This is a genomic window from Tractidigestivibacter scatoligenes (assembly GCF_001494635.1).
Taxonomy (GTDB): Bacteria; Actinomycetota; Coriobacteriia; order Coriobacteriales; family Atopobiaceae; genus Tractidigestivibacter; species Tractidigestivibacter scatoligenes.
Map to the genome: position 1 here is coordinate 64071 of NZ_LOJF01000012.1, position 12906 is coordinate 76976.

The following is a 12906-nucleotide window of genomic DNA, read 5'->3' on the forward strand; positions in this document are numbered from 1 at the left end:
CATGTTACGTGTCACAACATATATTACACGTAAGCCACAAGAGAGGAGCCCCATGAACGCACAGGACTGTCTGCAGACGCTTCGCGAGATCAAGGACGTGTCGTTTGCCACGGTGGACCAGGAGGGCCACCCCCAGATCCGCATCATCGACGTGATGCTCGTGGACGAGGGCGCGCTGTACTTCTGCACCTCGCGCGGGAAGGACTTCCACGCGCAGCTGCTGCGCGACCCGCACGTGGCCATCGTGGGCATGACGCGCGACTTCAAGATGGTGCGCCTTGCCGGCGAGGTGCACTTTATCACCAACGATCCCCACACCTGGATCGACCGCATCTTCGAGCAGAATCCCTCGATGAACGACGTGTACCCCGGCCAGTCGCGCTACGTGCTGGACCCGTTCGTAATCGACAACGGTTGCGTCGAGATATTCGACCTGGGCGTCTCCCCCATCTATCGGCAGACCTTCTCGCTGGGCGGCGCGCCCACGCACCTACAGGGCTTCCAGATAACCGACGCCTGCATAGGCTGCGGCACGTGCGCGCGCAACTGCCCGCAGCAGTGCATCACCCCAGGCAAGCCCTTCGCCATAGCTCAGGAGCACTGCCTGCACTGCGGGCTGTGCTACGAGAACTGCCCCGTTCAGGCCATAGAGAAAAGGGGATAGATGCTTGCACAGTCTTGGGACCTTCTCGTCCAACGCTGGGACTTCTTCTGGGGCCTGCTCCTTGAACACATGGAGATATGCCTGGTTGCCGTCCTTATCGCCATCGTGTTTGGCGGCATCGCCGGCATCCTCATCAGCGAGTACCAGAAGGCGGCCAAGCCCACGCTGGCCGTCGTGAACTTCCTGTACACCATCCCGTCCATCAGCATGCTGGGCTTTCTCATCCCCTTCAGCGGTGTGGGCGACGCAACCGCCATCATCACGCTTACCGTCTACGCGCTGCTGCCCATGGTTCGTTCCACCTATACGGGTATGACCAACGTGGACCCCGCCATCATGGAGGCCGCTAGGGGCATGGGCGGCACGCGCATGCAGACGCTCGTGCGCGTGCAGCTGCCGCTGGCCCTGCCTGTCATCATGAGCGGCATCCGCAACATGGTCACCATGACCATCGCGCTTGGCGGCATCGCGTCGTTCATCGGCGCGGGCGGCCTGGGTGTGGCAATCTATCGAGGCATCACCACCAACAACGCCGCAATGACCGTGGCGGGCAGCCTTCTCATTGCCGTGCTTGCCCTGGTGGTAGATGCCATTCTGGGCTTTGTCGAGAAGCGCATGCGGGCACGCGGAGCCAAGTCGCACCGCACCAACCGCAGGCTGGCCATTGGTGCCGCAGCGGCATGCGCGGCCGTGGCGCTGGGCGCAACCGTACCGGGGGCGCTCGCCGGGACCGGCGGCATCATCCACGTGGCCACCAAGCCCATGACCGAGCAGTACGTGATGGGCGAAGCCCTCAAGATGCTCATCGAGCACGACACCAACCTCAAGGTAGAGCTCACCGAGGGCGTGGGTGGCGGTACCTCCAACATCGAGCCCGCCATGGAATCCGGCCAGTTCGACCTGTACCCGGAGTACACGGGCACCGGTTGGGCGATGGTCCTCAAGAACGAGGGCACCTACTCCGAGGGCGAGTTCGACCAGCTGCAGGCAGGCTACCAGGAGCTTGGCATGAGCTGGGTGGGGATGTACGGCTTTGGCAACACATACGGCATGGCCGTGCGCAAGGACGTCGCCGAAAAGTACAACCTCAAGACCTACTCAGACCTGGCCCGCGTGGCAGACCACCTGACCTTAGGCGCCGAGGCAGACTTCTTCGAGCGAGAGGACGGCTACGATGCCCTCTGCAACACGTATGGCATGAGCTTTGGCAACACCATGCAGATGGACATCGGCCTCAAGTACGATGCGCTTGCCCAGGGCAGCGTCGATGCCATCGTGATCTTCACCACCGATGGCAAGCTGAGTACCGCAGACGCCACGGTCCTCACCGACGATAAGGGCTTCTTCCCCTCCTACCAGTGCGGCAACGTCGTGCGCGACCAGGTGCTGCAGCAGCACACCGAGCTGCGTGGCGTGCTGGAGAAGCTCCAGGGCACCATCTCCGAGCAAGACATGGCGCGCATGAACTACGAGGTTGAAGAGGAAGGCAAGGACCCCAAGACCGTAGCCGAGGAGTTTCTCCGCTCGAAGGGACTGATCTGATGAGCACCACGACGACCAATGACGTCGCCATCGAGTATCGCGACATCTGCAAGGCCTATGGCGAGAAGAGCGTGCTCGAGCACCTGAACCTCAGGATTCCCAGGGGCGAGTTCATCACCATGATCGGCTCCTCCGGTAGCGGCAAGACCACGGCGCTCAAGATGGTGAACCGCCTGATAGAGCCCACCTCGGGCACCGTGCTGGTGGACGGGCACGACGTACGTGAGACCGACCCCATCCGGCTGCGCCGCAACATCGGCTACGCCATCCAGGGCAGCGTGCTGTTCCCCCACATGACGGTGGAGGAAAACATCTCCTACGTGCCCAACCTGCTGAACAAGCACGACCACGAGCGCACGCGCAAGGCGGTGCGCACGTGGATGGACATCGTGGGGCTCCCCTGCGACCTCCTGGAGCGCTACCCGTCCGAGCTATCGGGCGGTCAGCAGCAGCGCGTGGGCATCGCACGGGCCCTGGCCGCGTCGCCCGACATCCTTCTGATGGACGAGCCGTTCGGCGCCGTGGACGAGATTACCCGCGGTCAGCTGCAGGTCGAAATAAGCCGCATCCACCGCGAGACCGGCATCACCGTAATGTTCGTGACCCACGACATAGGCGAGGCGCTGCGCCTGGGGACGCACGTGCTCGTGCTCGATGAGGGCAAGGTACAGCAATACGGTGCGTCCGAGGAGATTCTGGCGCGCCCCGCGACGGCATTCGTCGAGCAGCTGGTCTCGCGCCAGCGCCATGCCTGCGACCTTCCGGAAGACCAGCTGTGCGCCTGCACTCACAGCGGTGCGGCACGCGCGAGGGCGGCGCTCGCCGCGATGTAGTACCCTCGCACAAGAGGCGGGAAGAAGACCCTTGGCAAGGCCGTTGATACGGAATAGGTGAACGGATGCGGATAACCAGCAAGCTCACGATGGCGGCGCACATGGTTTGCGCCATAGACTACTTTGGCGACACCAGGCCCGTCACCAGCGCCTTCCTCGCGGAAAGCATCGGCACGAGCCCCGTCATGGTACGCACGATCATGGGCATGCTCAAGCAGGCAGGCATCATCAACTCCAGCAAGGGCAAGACCGGCATCACGCTGGCACGGCCGCTCGAGAAGATCACCCTTCTTGACCTGTGGCGCGCTGTGGATCAGAGCGACGCGGACTCGCTCTTCCACTTTCACGAGAGCCCCTGCCCGCAATGCCCCGTAGGCGGCAACATCCACGCCGCGCTGGACGGCAGGCTTGAGGCCGCCCAGCAGGCGCTGGAGGACCAGCTGCAGCGCACCACCATGGCGGACGTCGAGAAGGACATCCGCCTGCTGGCGGCCAGCTAGGCGTTGCCGGACCGCCCGCTCGCAACCTACGCTCGGTCGCAGTACGCGCGCACCGCGGCAGCGGCAAACTCGGCGGCACCAGGACCGGCCGCCGCGTTGATGTTGCGTGTGAAGTCGCCACCACTGCCGTATGCCTGGCCAAGCCCCGCCGGAATCTCGTCGGTGCAGTCGTAGTAGTTCTCGGTGATGAATGCCTGGATCTTTGCAACCTGAGCCAGCGCCTCCTCGCACGAGGGGTCGGCCCCTTCGGCAGACATCCTCCCAAACGGCACGAAGAGCTCCATCAGGCTCTTGCCCATCGCGACCTGCTCCTCCTTTGGCCTTCCGGCCCACTTGTCCTCATATTCCTTCCGTTGCGGGGTCTTTCCCCACGAAGCCTTCGCCTGCTCGGCGTATTCGTCCAGCTTGCTCGTGTCGAACGGCTCGAATTCCAAGGTGTTCCCCTCTCCGCCCCTGAGGGCCTTTGCCATGCCTATCAGGCTGCCGATGTGCTCCCGACGAAGCTCCAGAAGCTCGATCTGTTGGTCGAGCGCTTTGTTCCGGTCGAAGCCGGGGCTGTCGAGAATTGCCCCTATGTCGGCAAGCGAGAACTCCAGCTCCCGAAAGAGCATGATCTGCTGCAGCCGAGTCAGGTCGTCATCGCTGTAGAGCCTGTAGCCCGCCTCGCTGCGGGCGCTCGGCTTGAGCAGGCCTATCTTGTCGTAGTGATGCAGCGTTCGCACGCTCACGTGCGCAAGCTCGCTGACTTCATGCACGGTTCTCACGGACCCTCCCCTCGCTCGTCTTGGCCACACTCTAAGGTATGACGTTACGTGAGGGTCAAGCATGTTCTGTCAGACAATTCCACCTCCGCCAATATCAGGCGGAAGGCCCGCGATGACGGCATCAAGGCGTTCGAGCATGGCTCGTCGCATTGCGGGAAAACACGCTTCTCTCCCATTCCTTAGCTTTGCATCTCATCCCGCCTTCGATAGAATCGCGCTAGAGCTGCCAAAAGGGAGGAAGCGCATGGGACCGCAGGAAACTATTGCGCAGGCAATCGCACGCAAGGCGCACGCGGGGCAAACCGACAAAGCCGGCGCACCCTACATCGAACATCCCGCACACGTGGCCGCATAGGTAAGCGGCGACAAGGCAAAGGCGACGGCATGGCTGCACGACGTTGTGGAAGATACGCCGACCACCCTCGACGACCTGCGCGCGGCCGGCGTCGACGACGACGTGATCGACGCCCTCAAGCTACTCACGCACGACAAAAGCGTGCCCTATCTTGACTATGTGTCAAACCTGAAGCACAACGACCTCGCCCGAACGGTGAAGCTCGCCGACCTCACCCACAACAGCGACCTAAGCCGCCTGGCCAAGGTCACGGATGCCGACCGAGAGCGGGCGCAAAAGTACCGCCTCGCAATCGCCCTGCTACGTTCCCAGTGAGCTAGTCCGTCCGGTCGGCTAGAAACGCCAGCATCCTCTCGAATGCATCCCGTGCGACCTCGTCCGAGCGCTCAGCAGCCACGAAGCAGTGCGGCATCTCCAGGCCACGTTCGGCCAGCGGGTCGATGAGCTCGTGCGTGACGCCCGCCTCCGAAAGCGCTGCATCCATGTGCCTCATGTCGTTGTGATACTCGCTACCAAGAAGCACCGCGGGCGGGTAGTCCGAGGTGACCCATTGGGTGGCATCGTAGCGATGGACCTCCTCCTTGCTGAGGAAGATCGTGCCGCGAACGTAGTTGCCTATGAGGACCTTGGTGCCCAGGGAGAACTCGTCGTAGACGAGCGGTGCGTCGTCGATCACGACGGCTCTCACCTGGTCTCGCTCTAGTGAAGGCTCGATGCCAAGCTCGGCGGCATACTCTGGGTTCGAGAGAACGGCACCCAACTGGCTGGATATGATGACACCGGCAGACGAGCCCATGATGATGACATCATCCATGTCGAGGCCATACTCGTCCGCATGCGACTCGCACCAGGCCAGTGCCTGATTTGCCTGTATAACAGGAACTGGAAAACGGCAGTCGGGCACGAGTCCATAGTCCACATTCACGACGTTGTATCCGGCCGCGCAGATGTCGTCCAGAAGCGACGTGACATCACTCGATGCCAGCGGATCGCCCATACTCTTGCTGCCCCCAAAGAAACCGCCGCCGTGAAAATAGACCAACGTAGGCCTTCGCACGGAGGTATCCGAGTCGGGGTAGGTAATGTCTAGAAAGCTGTTGGGGTACTCGTCGGCGTAGGCAATATCGGTAACGATGCGCTGACCGTTGTCCCGCACCGCATCCATGGGCTCGCCCTCAGGTTCATAGGTGTTGGTCGTCTTGACCGTACCGGCCGAAAGCGCCTGGATTGCCCCAACCACAATCTGCGTGTGAGTAGCCAGCACCAGAGCGAGCACGACAAGAGCAACGCATATTCCGCCGACCACCCTTGCGAGCAGCCGTAGACGCCTCTTTGTCTTCTCTTTCATCTCGGCCCCCTGAAGAACGCCCTTGATTCATTGCCGTTGATACAATCGTATCGTCCGTTCAACAATCGGTTCGATGCCACACGCGTGAACGATACGCATCGGCGGCTTTCGTATCAGGAGGTCTGTCGTGTCTGCATATGCCACAGACATGCTGGGACCAGCCCTGCTCTCGCTCATGGCCGAGAAGAACATCAGAAAGGTAACCATCGACGAGCTTGCCGCACGGGCGGGCGTGGGCCGCGCCACGTACTTTCGCAACTTCTCGTCTAAGGAGGAGCTGCTGACCGCCTACCTCGTTCGCCGGTGGCGCGCTTACGAGGAGGAGCACCACCTCAAGGAGCTCGCATTCTCGAATCCCGAGCGTGCCCTGCGCTACTTCGAGTTCTGCCTGTCATTGCGCGCGGAAAACGACCTCATGATCGAGCAGGGATACACGGATGCCATCCTGGCCGCGTTCGAAACGATCGTAAGCGACGCCGACCTAGGACGCGAGGGGAGCTACGAGGCCGCTTTTCTCGCCTACGGTCTCTACGGCTTGTTCGTCACATGGGCGCGCAGTGGCTGGAAAGAAACCCCGCAGGAACTGGCAGCCCTGGTGTCGGGGAGCATGTTGGGTGGGATTGTCGGCTAAAACGAGCGCAGCCAGTCTAGACGAGTTCGCAGAAGTGGACTTCTAGGCTTGCTCCTGGATCGCGCGCGCATCCGTCCCTGACAATACCTGGGTGGTGCGACAGGCAGCGCACGATAAAAAGGAGCCGCTCAGTCACGATTTCCGGCGTCAGATCGTGCGCATCATCGCCCTCCTGCGCGAGAGCCTCCGCTCGTCGTCCTCCGAGAAGCCGGCGATGGCCTTGTCGAGCGCGGCCAGGCACTCCTCGCGGTCGGCCGGCAGCTCTGCGACGAAGCCGATGGAGTTGGTGACCAGGCGCGTGTCGACGACGATGGGGTTCTCCAGCGCGGCCACGAGCGCGCGGAACTCGCGGAACCGCTCGAGCTCGCTCATGGGCTCGAAGTCGCCGCGAGCCACCTCGGCACCGAGCTCAGAGTCGGGGAAGATGGTGACGGTCGTGAGGTACATGAACCGCGGGCGGATCTGGTTGAACACCTCCGCCGAGCGCGCGGCGGTCTCCTCGGCGCGCCCCGCGCCGGCGATTCCTCCCAGGTAGATGCAGTTGTAGGGCAGCCCTGCCTCGTCGAGCTTCCCGCACTGCTCCACGACGTCGGCGGCGGCGTAGCCCTTGTTCACGTGCGCGAGCACCTCGTCGTCGCCCGACTCGATGCCGATCATGATGTCGGTGTAGCCCGCGTCGTGCAGCGCCCGCAGGTCGTCCACCGTCTTGTTGCGCATGCTGTCGACGCGCGCGTAGGTTGAGATGGTGGCGCCCGGCAGGTACTCGTGGACGAGCGCGGCCAGCTCGAGCAGCCTGCGCGTGCTCATGGAGAACGGGTCGCCTCCCGCCGCCCATATGTGGTCGGTGCCGGGGCGGAAGCGCGCGATTTCGGCGAGGTCGGCGCGCACCTGCTCGAGCGGCGCGGGATGGAAGGGGTGGCCCTTGTAGTAGGTGCAGAAGGTGCACGAGTTGTGCGTGCAACCCACCGTCACCTCAAGCATTACGCTCCCCGCCTCGTAGGGAGGCCTGATTACCGGTCCCGTGTAGTGCATTGTTTCGTCCTACTCAATACTAGATATCGTGATATGTCGATGCGTTATGGAATGCCAATGCGCTTAGTCGGTTCGTCCGGGTGCGGCGTCAGAGCTCGCCTCCCACGAACCGGGCCAGCTCGGCTATAGCCTCCTCGTTGCGGCGGAAGTAGGTCCACTTGCCGTGGCGCTCGGAGAGAAGCAGCCCGCAGCGCTGCAGCACGTCGAGGTACTGCGAGGCGGTCGACTGGGAGATGCCCGCCTTGTCGCGGATGGAGCCCACGCACACCCCGCCTTTCAGGTCATCCGGCACGCCGGGGTGTCCTCCCTGTTCGGGGAAGTTGGCCTCGGGGTCCTTCAGCCACATGAGGATCTGGAGCCGCGTGGGGTTCGATAGCGCCTTGAATGTCTCGGTCATGTCCATAGGTACATCATATCGTAATACCGCGATATGTCAATGCACATTTCACGTCCGTGTCACGCGATGACGATCGGCGGCAAGGGCTTCGACCAGCTGGTCCACTTCCGCGGGTTCGACTACCACTCTGAGAGATGCGTTCAGTTAGAAAAAGTCGACAGTTGGGACTGCGATGGGAATCCTGGACTGCATCCTCCCATGTCGCCTGCCCTAACGTCCGTGGCGTCACGTTTGGAATTGCGTCCCAAAAAGTGGTGTAGGGCCATTCCCCGCAGTCGGATTCTACGCTGCCCTCAGCCTCCTCTCAAACTCCCGCTCGACCGCCGAGACGACCCTCAGGAGCTCTGCCTCGTCCGCCTCGCCGCCCCTGGCGACGGGGGCCAGGTCCCGCATGGACCTCGCGTCGATGAACTTGGCGTCGAGCCAGGCGTTCTGCTCGCAGCAGGCCGCACCGACCAGGCGCATGGGCGACTCGTTGGAAGGGAACGCCTGGACGACCCTCGCCCTGCGCTTGAGCTCGGCGTTCGCCCGCTCGCAGACTTTGTTGGTCCTGACCCGCACCCTGTGCTCCCTGGTGGAGGAGAGGTAGGCCACCCTGCCCCCGTCGTCGACCGCCACGCGCGGCAGGCCGTTGCGCGCGACGATCCTGGCGCAGGTGCGGGCGGGCACCCCGGTCTCGGCGGCGAGGGCGAGCGAGGCGAGCAGACGGGCGCGGCGGGCCTCCACGACCCTCGGCTCGACGTCGGGGGGCGTGAGCCTCGCGAGGCGCGAGGGGCGGCTGCGGCGGTCCTACAGCGGCTCGCCCGCCTCGGCCCTCGCGATCCACTTGTGGGCCGTCTGCCTGCTCACGCCCGCCTCCCGGGCGACGGCGGACACGCTCTCGCCGCGACCTTCGACAAGCCACAGCTTGGAGGAGTCCCCCTTTGTCACGTCATGTGTCAACAACCTGTTGGCACACAACAGCTAGCTGACGGCTTTTCCCGCGACGGCGCGACCTGTCTCCCGGCCTCCGAGCAGGGAGGGGACCTGTGCCAGGCACACGCCGGCGAGGATGATGATGACGCCCAGCCACTCGACGACGCCGAGCGGCTCGCCGAGGACGATCATGGCGATGAGAAGGCCGACGGGGAGCTCCGCTGCGGCCATGACGGTGGAGAGGCCCGCGGGCAGGTGCGGAGAGCCCATGCCGAAGAGCAGGACCGGGCAGAGCATGCCGAAGAAGCCGGCGATGACGGCAAAGGGCAGGATGCCCTGGGCGAGAACGCCCGAGACGATGTAGTCCGGGCACACCGTGAGCGACATGACAACGGAGCCCGCGCACACGATCACGCCGCGCTGCTCGGACGAGCAGGGGGTCTCGACCTTGCCGGAGAAGGTGACGAAGAGGGAGCAGGACACGGCCGCCCCCAGCGCGCAGAGCAGGGCCACGGGGTCGTACCCGGCGATGCCGGTCTTGTAGACGCCGCTCGCGAACACCGTCCCGAAGACGATGACCAGGGCGGAGACCACTTGGAGGGGCCTCGGCGGCCGGCGCGTCATGACGGTCTGCCACACGAGCCCCAGCCACGTGAACTGGAAGAGGAGCGTGAGCGCCACCGGGGCGGGCAGCACGCTCATGGCGTAGCAGTAGAGGATCGAGGTGAGGCAGGTGAGGGCTCCCAGGCTCATGAGCTTAAGGGCGAGCTTCCAGCCCACGCGCTGCCAGCGGTGCCCGAGCGCGTGGCCCGCGAGCGTGGCAAGGGCGAAGAAGAGGCAGCCGAACCACGCCTGGCTCGCCACCACCTGCGCCGAGGTGAAGCCTGCGGCGTAGGCGAGCTTGTAGGTCGTGGCCATCGCGCCGTAGCAGGCACCGCCCACAAAGACCTGGAGCGCCGCCTTGGCCTGTCCCGCGCCCGTGGCTCCTGCCCCGGCTGCCTTTTGCTTGATTGTGTCCGTTCCCGTCATCATGCTACCTTCCGTCTGCTGTCTCGCAGACGCACGTCTTGCGCGTCTGATCCCTGCAGTCGGAAGGTGGGGCTCGCCCGGTCTTCTGGCGGTGCTTGTGGCACCTGCTGCCGAGACGAAAAAGCCACGCAACCGACTACTCGGTTGCGTGGCGAAAAGGTGGCTAGCGCCCAGAAAAGTCCACGCGTTTTTAGACGGGGTCAAAGTACTACAACAGAGGAGATGCCGTCAAGAAAAGCCAAGGAAAAAAGCGAGTCTCTGCCCGCCGCACCTCTGACTCGCTGGTTGGGACAAAAGGGACGGGGGATTTTGTCCCAAATTGTGGAGCCTTCCAGGCTGCTGCGCTTTCTGCCCGCGCGGGAATCGGGGACCGTCGGTAATATCAGTCCTTGAATCTGGCTTAGTCTCTATTTGGCCGCCCAAGTTTTGGGACGCAGTTCAGAAGCTTCCGCCCCTCTTCCTTGTGAGGTCGAGCGCGTCTGCAAGTGCGCACGGCCCCATTTCATTCCGTACCGATTGGGCGGTATGCTCTAGGGTTGCAGACGATAGGCAGGCGAGGCCGTCGTCCCCTAACTCTACCGGGATGGGTTCCGACGCGCCCGGGAACGACCCCACATATTCGAGCTTCGATTTGTTTCTGAGGAGTCTCTTGCGCGCATCGACCTGCCTGGCTTGGACTTCCGAGTCAATCAGGTGCTCGACGGTTACGCCGGATATGTTGTTCGGAAATCTCACGAATTCCCTCGTCGCGCCCTCTGAGAGCTCGAGCGCGAATACCTTCTGAGCCTCCACGTACCTCTTCGGCACCCCGGCGTTTTCTCTGAGTCCCGAGAAGCTGTCCAGGTAAGAGGCGGGAACCACATACCCGTGGTTCAACTTGAACACATTTCCTCTGGGTGACGAGCAGATGCTGTCCATCCGTCGCCTCGAAAAGTTTCCACTCGAGCATGCAGTCGTTCTTGGATGTATGGGTGCTCGATACACCACCGATGCCGAACGCCCTGCCCAGGTTGTCCTTCGTTACCGGAAAGGACGTGCTCCTTCCCGAGTGAATCAACCTCTTGAAGTCAAAAAAGTGCAGCTTGTCCACGCCGACGAGCCCGTGGTCGTCGAAGTACTGCCGCAGAAAGCGTTCATCGAAGCCTCGTCCCGAAGCGCCGCGGGCGCCTCCGTAGGTAAGGATCGTTCTTTCGCGCAGCCCAAATCCCTCGATCAGTGAGTCGGCCTCCCCCCCTGGTCGAGCGGCTTCTTCCCGCGCAGGCCCCCTCTCCTGATTCCATTTACCGCCGTGGCCTTGGAGTCGAGTTTGCTCTGCTTCTCAAGGGTCAGAAACCGATCGAACGCCTTCCCCGTCATCGGGCTTGTAAATCGAGATTGAGAGCAGGTCATCCTTTGCCGGGTTCAGCCCGTTCGTCTCCACGTCCAACACGAGGTACTTCTTCGGATCGACCACCATGCCACCCCCAGACGCAGCGGACTCGGACTCCGTTTTATGCACATGCAAGGCATTGTATCAGTGCGCTTGTGACCTCCCGTGACCATGGTGCCCGAAGGGGCGTCGTCGAGGGGAGTCGGGCTTGGAGTCGGTTTTCGTGGCGCTCATATCCGGCGGCGTTACGCTTGCCGGCGTCATAGCCAGCAATTCGAAGTCGCGCGCGGTGATGGAGCAGAAGATCGACGAGCGCACGCGCAGGGCGGAGAAGCACAACTGCCTCGTCGAGCGCACGTACCAGCTCGAGCGGGACGTGGCGCTCCTCAGGAACGACGTCGACGGCCTCGAGAGGAAGGCGGACAGGGATGGCTGATTTCCTAGGCGGAAACGAGTGGTACTGGCGTCTCGCGCGCACGGTGGTCCAGGGCGTCCTGGGCGTCGTCGTGGCGAACCTGGACATGCTGGTGGGCGCGACCGCACTCCCGACGGAGTGGAGGGCGCTCGTCGTCGCCCTGGTGATGGCGGAGCTCGGCAAGCGCGTCGACGAGGACGCACCCGAGATCGAGCGGGGTGACGCGCGATGAGGGACTGGGCACGCTGCGAGGCCGACATCGTGAGGCTCCTGAGCAAGCACTTCACCCCCGGCCGTAGCGGAGCAAGAATCCAGCACGTCGTCGTCCACTACAACGACGCCGACGGCTCCGTCGAAGACGTGTGGGACTGATGGCAGACGCGCAAGGCGTCCGCGCACTACCAGGTCGAGAGCTCCGGGCACGTCGGCCAGCTGGTGTGGGACCGCGACACCGCCTGGCACGCCGGCCTCTGGGCGGAGAACCTGAGGTCCATCGGCATCGAGCACGCCAACCGCTCGGACGGCACGATCTCGGAGGCCTGCCTCGACAACGGCACCCACCTCGTGGCCGCGCTCTGCAGGCTCTACGGGCTTGGCCGGCCGGAATGGAACGTCAACGTGTTCCCCCACAGCCACTTCGCGAGCACGAGCTGCCGGGCCAGATCTACGGCTCGCAGAGGGGCGCCTACATCGGGCGCGCCCAGCTGTGGTACGACCGCATGGGCGCCGGCGGCGCAGCCTCCGCGAGCCCCGCACCGACCGTGCCCTCCCCCGACATCGACGCCCTCGCCCGCGAGGTGATCGCCGGCAAATACGGCAACGGCGACGACCGCCGCAGGGCGCTCGGCGCGAACTACGGCCGCGTCCAGGCGCGCGTGAACGAGATCCTGGGTGCCGGCGCGAGGCCGCATTCCCAGGTCGTTGACGTGGACGCCCTCGCACGCGCGGTAATCAGGGGCGAGTTCGGCAACGGCGAGGAGCGCAAGCGGCGCCTCGGCGCGAACTACGCGGCAGTTCAGCGACGGGTGAACGAGCTCCTGTCTTGACGCGGGACGAGCTTTCCTGGGCGGTGGCCACGCTCATAGCCGCTGCCCTCTGCGCGCTCGTCGCTC

Annotated in this window: 20 protein-coding genes and 1 pseudogene; 12 read left to right on the top strand and 9 right to left on the bottom strand. The window is 63.7% G+C overall.

Translation table 11 applies throughout. The features are described 5' to 3' along the window. Nucleotides 1–52 precede the first annotated feature (52 nt). The 4 genes from AUL39_RS10280 (at nucleotide 53) to AUL39_RS10295 (ending at nucleotide 3539) form a co-directional block, all read left to right on the top strand. Nucleotides 53–664 (top strand): 4Fe-4S binding protein, encoded by a 612-nt coding sequence (locus AUL39_RS10280; protein ID WP_059055969.1) that lies wholly within the window; start codon nucleotides 53–55, stop codon nucleotides 662–664. Next, nucleotides 665–2206: an ABC transporter permease/substrate-binding protein gene (locus AUL39_RS10285; RefSeq protein WP_059055971.1), complete on the top strand. Its 1542-nt coding sequence runs from the start codon at nucleotides 665–667 to the stop codon at nucleotides 2204–2206. It abuts the gene before it with no gap. Then, entirely contained in the window at nucleotides 2206–3039 is an 834-nt protein-coding gene (locus tag AUL39_RS10290) for an ABC transporter ATP-binding protein (RefSeq protein WP_059055974.1), read from the top strand. The genes AUL39_RS10285 and AUL39_RS10290 overlap by 1 nt, the downstream gene beginning before the upstream one ends. Nucleotides 3040–3104: 65 nt before the next feature. Next, on the top strand, nucleotides 3105–3539 hold the full coding sequence (locus AUL39_RS10295; RefSeq protein ID WP_059055976.1) for an Rrf2 family transcriptional regulator: 435 nt from the start codon (nucleotides 3105–3107) through the stop codon (nucleotides 3537–3539). Between the two features lie 26 nt (nucleotides 3540–3565). Here the strand turns inward: AUL39_RS10295 and AUL39_RS10300 are convergent, their stop codons facing one another. Then, nucleotides 3566–4303, bottom strand: a complete 738-nt coding sequence (locus AUL39_RS10300; RefSeq protein WP_059055978.1) for a MerR family transcriptional regulator — start codon at nucleotides 4301–4303, stop codon at nucleotides 3566–3568. Between the two features lie 400 nt (nucleotides 4304–4703). On the opposite strand from AUL39_RS10300, the gene AUL39_RS11495 reads away from it, so the two are divergent. After that, a complete protein-coding gene (locus AUL39_RS11495) occupies nucleotides 4704–4973 on the top strand; it encodes a hypothetical protein (RefSeq protein WP_235810843.1) in 270 nt (89 codons plus the stop codon). A gap of 1 nt (nucleotide 4974) precedes the next feature. Here AUL39_RS11495 and AUL39_RS10310 read toward each other — a convergent pair whose 3' ends face one another. Further along, on the bottom strand, nucleotides 4975–6006 hold the full coding sequence (locus tag AUL39_RS10310; RefSeq protein ID WP_059055980.1) for an alpha/beta hydrolase: 1032 nt from the start codon (nucleotides 6004–6006) through the stop codon (nucleotides 4975–4977). A gap of 127 nt (nucleotides 6007–6133) precedes the next feature. On the opposite strand from AUL39_RS10310, the gene AUL39_RS10315 reads away from it, so the two are divergent. Then, nucleotides 6134–6637 (top strand): TetR/AcrR family transcriptional regulator, encoded by a 504-nt coding sequence (locus AUL39_RS10315; protein WP_201783945.1) that lies wholly within the window; start codon nucleotides 6134–6136, stop codon nucleotides 6635–6637. Between the two features lie 147 nt (nucleotides 6638–6784). On the opposite strand, the gene AUL39_RS10320 is transcribed toward AUL39_RS10315, so the two are convergent. The 6 genes from AUL39_RS10320 to AUL39_RS10340 all read right to left on the bottom strand — a co-directional run bounded on the left by AUL39_RS10320 (nucleotide 6785) and on the right by AUL39_RS10340 (nucleotide 10895). Further along, nucleotides 6785–7669 carry a radical SAM protein gene (locus AUL39_RS10320; protein WP_070807636.1) on the bottom strand — a complete coding sequence of 295 codons (885 nt, stop codon included), beginning with the start codon at nucleotides 7667–7669 and terminating at the stop codon, nucleotides 6785–6787. Nucleotides 7670–7757: 88 nt separating this feature from the next. Next, a complete protein-coding gene (locus AUL39_RS10325) occupies nucleotides 7758–8066 on the bottom strand; it encodes an ArsR/SmtB family transcription factor (RefSeq protein WP_235810844.1) in 309 nt (102 codons plus the stop codon). A gap of 282 nt (nucleotides 8067–8348) precedes the next feature. Beyond that, nucleotides 8349–8684: a transposase gene (locus tag AUL39_RS10330; protein ID WP_160327079.1), complete on the bottom strand. Its 336-nt coding sequence runs from the start codon at nucleotides 8682–8684 to the stop codon at nucleotides 8349–8351. 171 nt (nucleotides 8685–8855) lie between these two features. Next, nucleotides 8856–8996, bottom strand: a complete 141-nt coding sequence (locus tag AUL39_RS10995; protein WP_160327080.1) for a helix-turn-helix domain-containing protein — start codon at nucleotides 8994–8996, stop codon at nucleotides 8856–8858. A gap of 33 nt (nucleotides 8997–9029) precedes the next feature. Continuing rightward, nucleotides 9030–10013, bottom strand: a complete 984-nt coding sequence (locus AUL39_RS10335; RefSeq protein WP_235810845.1) for an EamA family transporter — start codon at nucleotides 10011–10013, stop codon at nucleotides 9030–9032. A 435-nt stretch (nucleotides 10014–10448) separates the two neighbouring features. After that, nucleotides 10449–10895: a hypothetical protein gene (locus tag AUL39_RS10340; RefSeq protein ID WP_059055988.1), complete on the bottom strand. Its 447-nt coding sequence runs from the start codon at nucleotides 10893–10895 to the stop codon at nucleotides 10449–10451. A 22-nt stretch (nucleotides 10896–10917) separates the two neighbouring features. On the opposite strand from AUL39_RS10340, the gene AUL39_RS11500 reads away from it, so the two are divergent. After that, on the top strand, nucleotides 10918–11229 hold the full coding sequence (locus AUL39_RS11500) for a hypothetical protein (RefSeq protein WP_235810846.1): 312 nt from the start codon (nucleotides 10918–10920) through the stop codon (nucleotides 11227–11229). 99 nt (nucleotides 11230–11328) lie between these two features. Here the strand turns inward: AUL39_RS11500 and AUL39_RS11270 are convergent, their stop codons facing one another. Next, a complete protein-coding gene (locus tag AUL39_RS11270) occupies nucleotides 11329–11466 on the bottom strand; it encodes a 3'-5' exonuclease family protein (RefSeq protein ID WP_235810847.1) in 138 nt (45 codons plus the stop codon). 121 nt (nucleotides 11467–11587) lie between these two features. On the opposite strand from AUL39_RS11270, the gene AUL39_RS10345 reads away from it, so the two are divergent. The 5 genes and pseudogenes from AUL39_RS10345 (at nucleotide 11588) to AUL39_RS11505 (ending at nucleotide 12840) form a co-directional block, all read left to right on the top strand. Further along, complete coding sequence (locus AUL39_RS10345; RefSeq protein WP_059055990.1) at nucleotides 11588–11815, top strand: hypothetical protein; 228 nt, start codon at nucleotides 11588–11590, stop codon at nucleotides 11813–11815. Beyond that, nucleotides 11808–12026, top strand: a complete 219-nt coding sequence (locus tag AUL39_RS10350) for a hypothetical protein (RefSeq protein WP_059055993.1) — start codon at nucleotides 11808–11810, stop codon at nucleotides 12024–12026. The genes AUL39_RS10345 and AUL39_RS10350 overlap by 8 nt, the downstream gene beginning before the upstream one ends. Continuing rightward, on the top strand, nucleotides 12023–12166 hold the full coding sequence (locus AUL39_RS11315; protein WP_174519255.1) for a hypothetical protein: 144 nt from the start codon (nucleotides 12023–12025) through the stop codon (nucleotides 12164–12166). Before AUL39_RS10350 ends, AUL39_RS11315 begins: the two co-directional genes overlap by 4 nt. Before the next feature lie 63 nt (nucleotides 12167–12229). Further along, nucleotides 12230–12385: pseudogene (locus tag AUL39_RS11665) on the top strand (peptidoglycan recognition protein family protein); the annotation flags it as partial. A 14-nt stretch (nucleotides 12386–12399) separates the two neighbouring features. After that, a complete protein-coding gene (locus tag AUL39_RS11505; RefSeq protein ID WP_235810848.1) occupies nucleotides 12400–12840 on the top strand; it encodes a hypothetical protein in 441 nt (146 codons plus the stop codon). Nucleotides 12841–12906: the final 66 nt, after the last annotated feature.

Excerpts from the sequence above, each read along its gene's own strand:
- AUL39_RS10285 (WP_059055971.1), top strand. The coding sequence starts at position 665 with ATGCTTGCACAGTCTTGGGACCTTCTCGTCCAACGCTGGGACTTCTTC.
- AUL39_RS10310 (WP_059055980.1), bottom strand. The coding sequence starts at position 6,006 with ATGAAAGAGAAGACAAAGAGGCGTCTACGGCTGCTCGCAAGGGTGGTC.
- AUL39_RS10350 (WP_059055993.1), top strand. The coding sequence starts at position 11,808 with ATGGCTGATTTCCTAGGCGGAAACGAGTGGTACTGGCGTCTCGCGCGC.
- AUL39_RS10290 (WP_059055974.1), top strand. The coding sequence starts at position 2,206 with ATGAGCACCACGACGACCAATGACGTCGCCATCGAGTATCGCGACATC.
- AUL39_RS11500 (WP_235810846.1), top strand. The coding sequence starts at position 10,918 with ATGCTGTCCATCCGTCGCCTCGAAAAGTTTCCACTCGAGCATGCAGTC.
- AUL39_RS10280 (WP_059055969.1), top strand. The coding sequence starts at position 53 with ATGAACGCACAGGACTGTCTGCAGACGCTTCGCGAGATCAAGGACGTG.
- AUL39_RS11270 (WP_235810847.1), bottom strand. The coding sequence starts at position 11,466 with ATGGTGGTCGATCCGAAGAAGTACCTCGTGTTGGACGTGGAGACGAAC.
- AUL39_RS10320 (WP_070807636.1), bottom strand. The coding sequence starts at position 7,669 with ATGCACTACACGGGACCGGTAATCAGGCCTCCCTACGAGGCGGGGAGC.
- AUL39_RS11315 (WP_174519255.1), top strand. The coding sequence starts at position 12,023 with ATGAGGGACTGGGCACGCTGCGAGGCCGACATCGTGAGGCTCCTGAGC.
- AUL39_RS10295 (WP_059055976.1), top strand. The coding sequence starts at position 3,105 with ATGCGGATAACCAGCAAGCTCACGATGGCGGCGCACATGGTTTGCGCC.
- AUL39_RS10325 (WP_235810844.1), bottom strand. The coding sequence starts at position 8,066 with ATGACCGAGACATTCAAGGCGCTATCGAACCCCACGCGGCTCCAGATC.
- AUL39_RS10335 (WP_235810845.1), bottom strand. The coding sequence starts at position 10,013 with ATGATGACGGGAACGGACACAATCAAGCAAAAGGCAGCCGGGGCAGGA.
- AUL39_RS11505 (WP_235810848.1), top strand. The coding sequence starts at position 12,400 with ATGGAACGTCAACGTGTTCCCCCACAGCCACTTCGCGAGCACGAGCTG.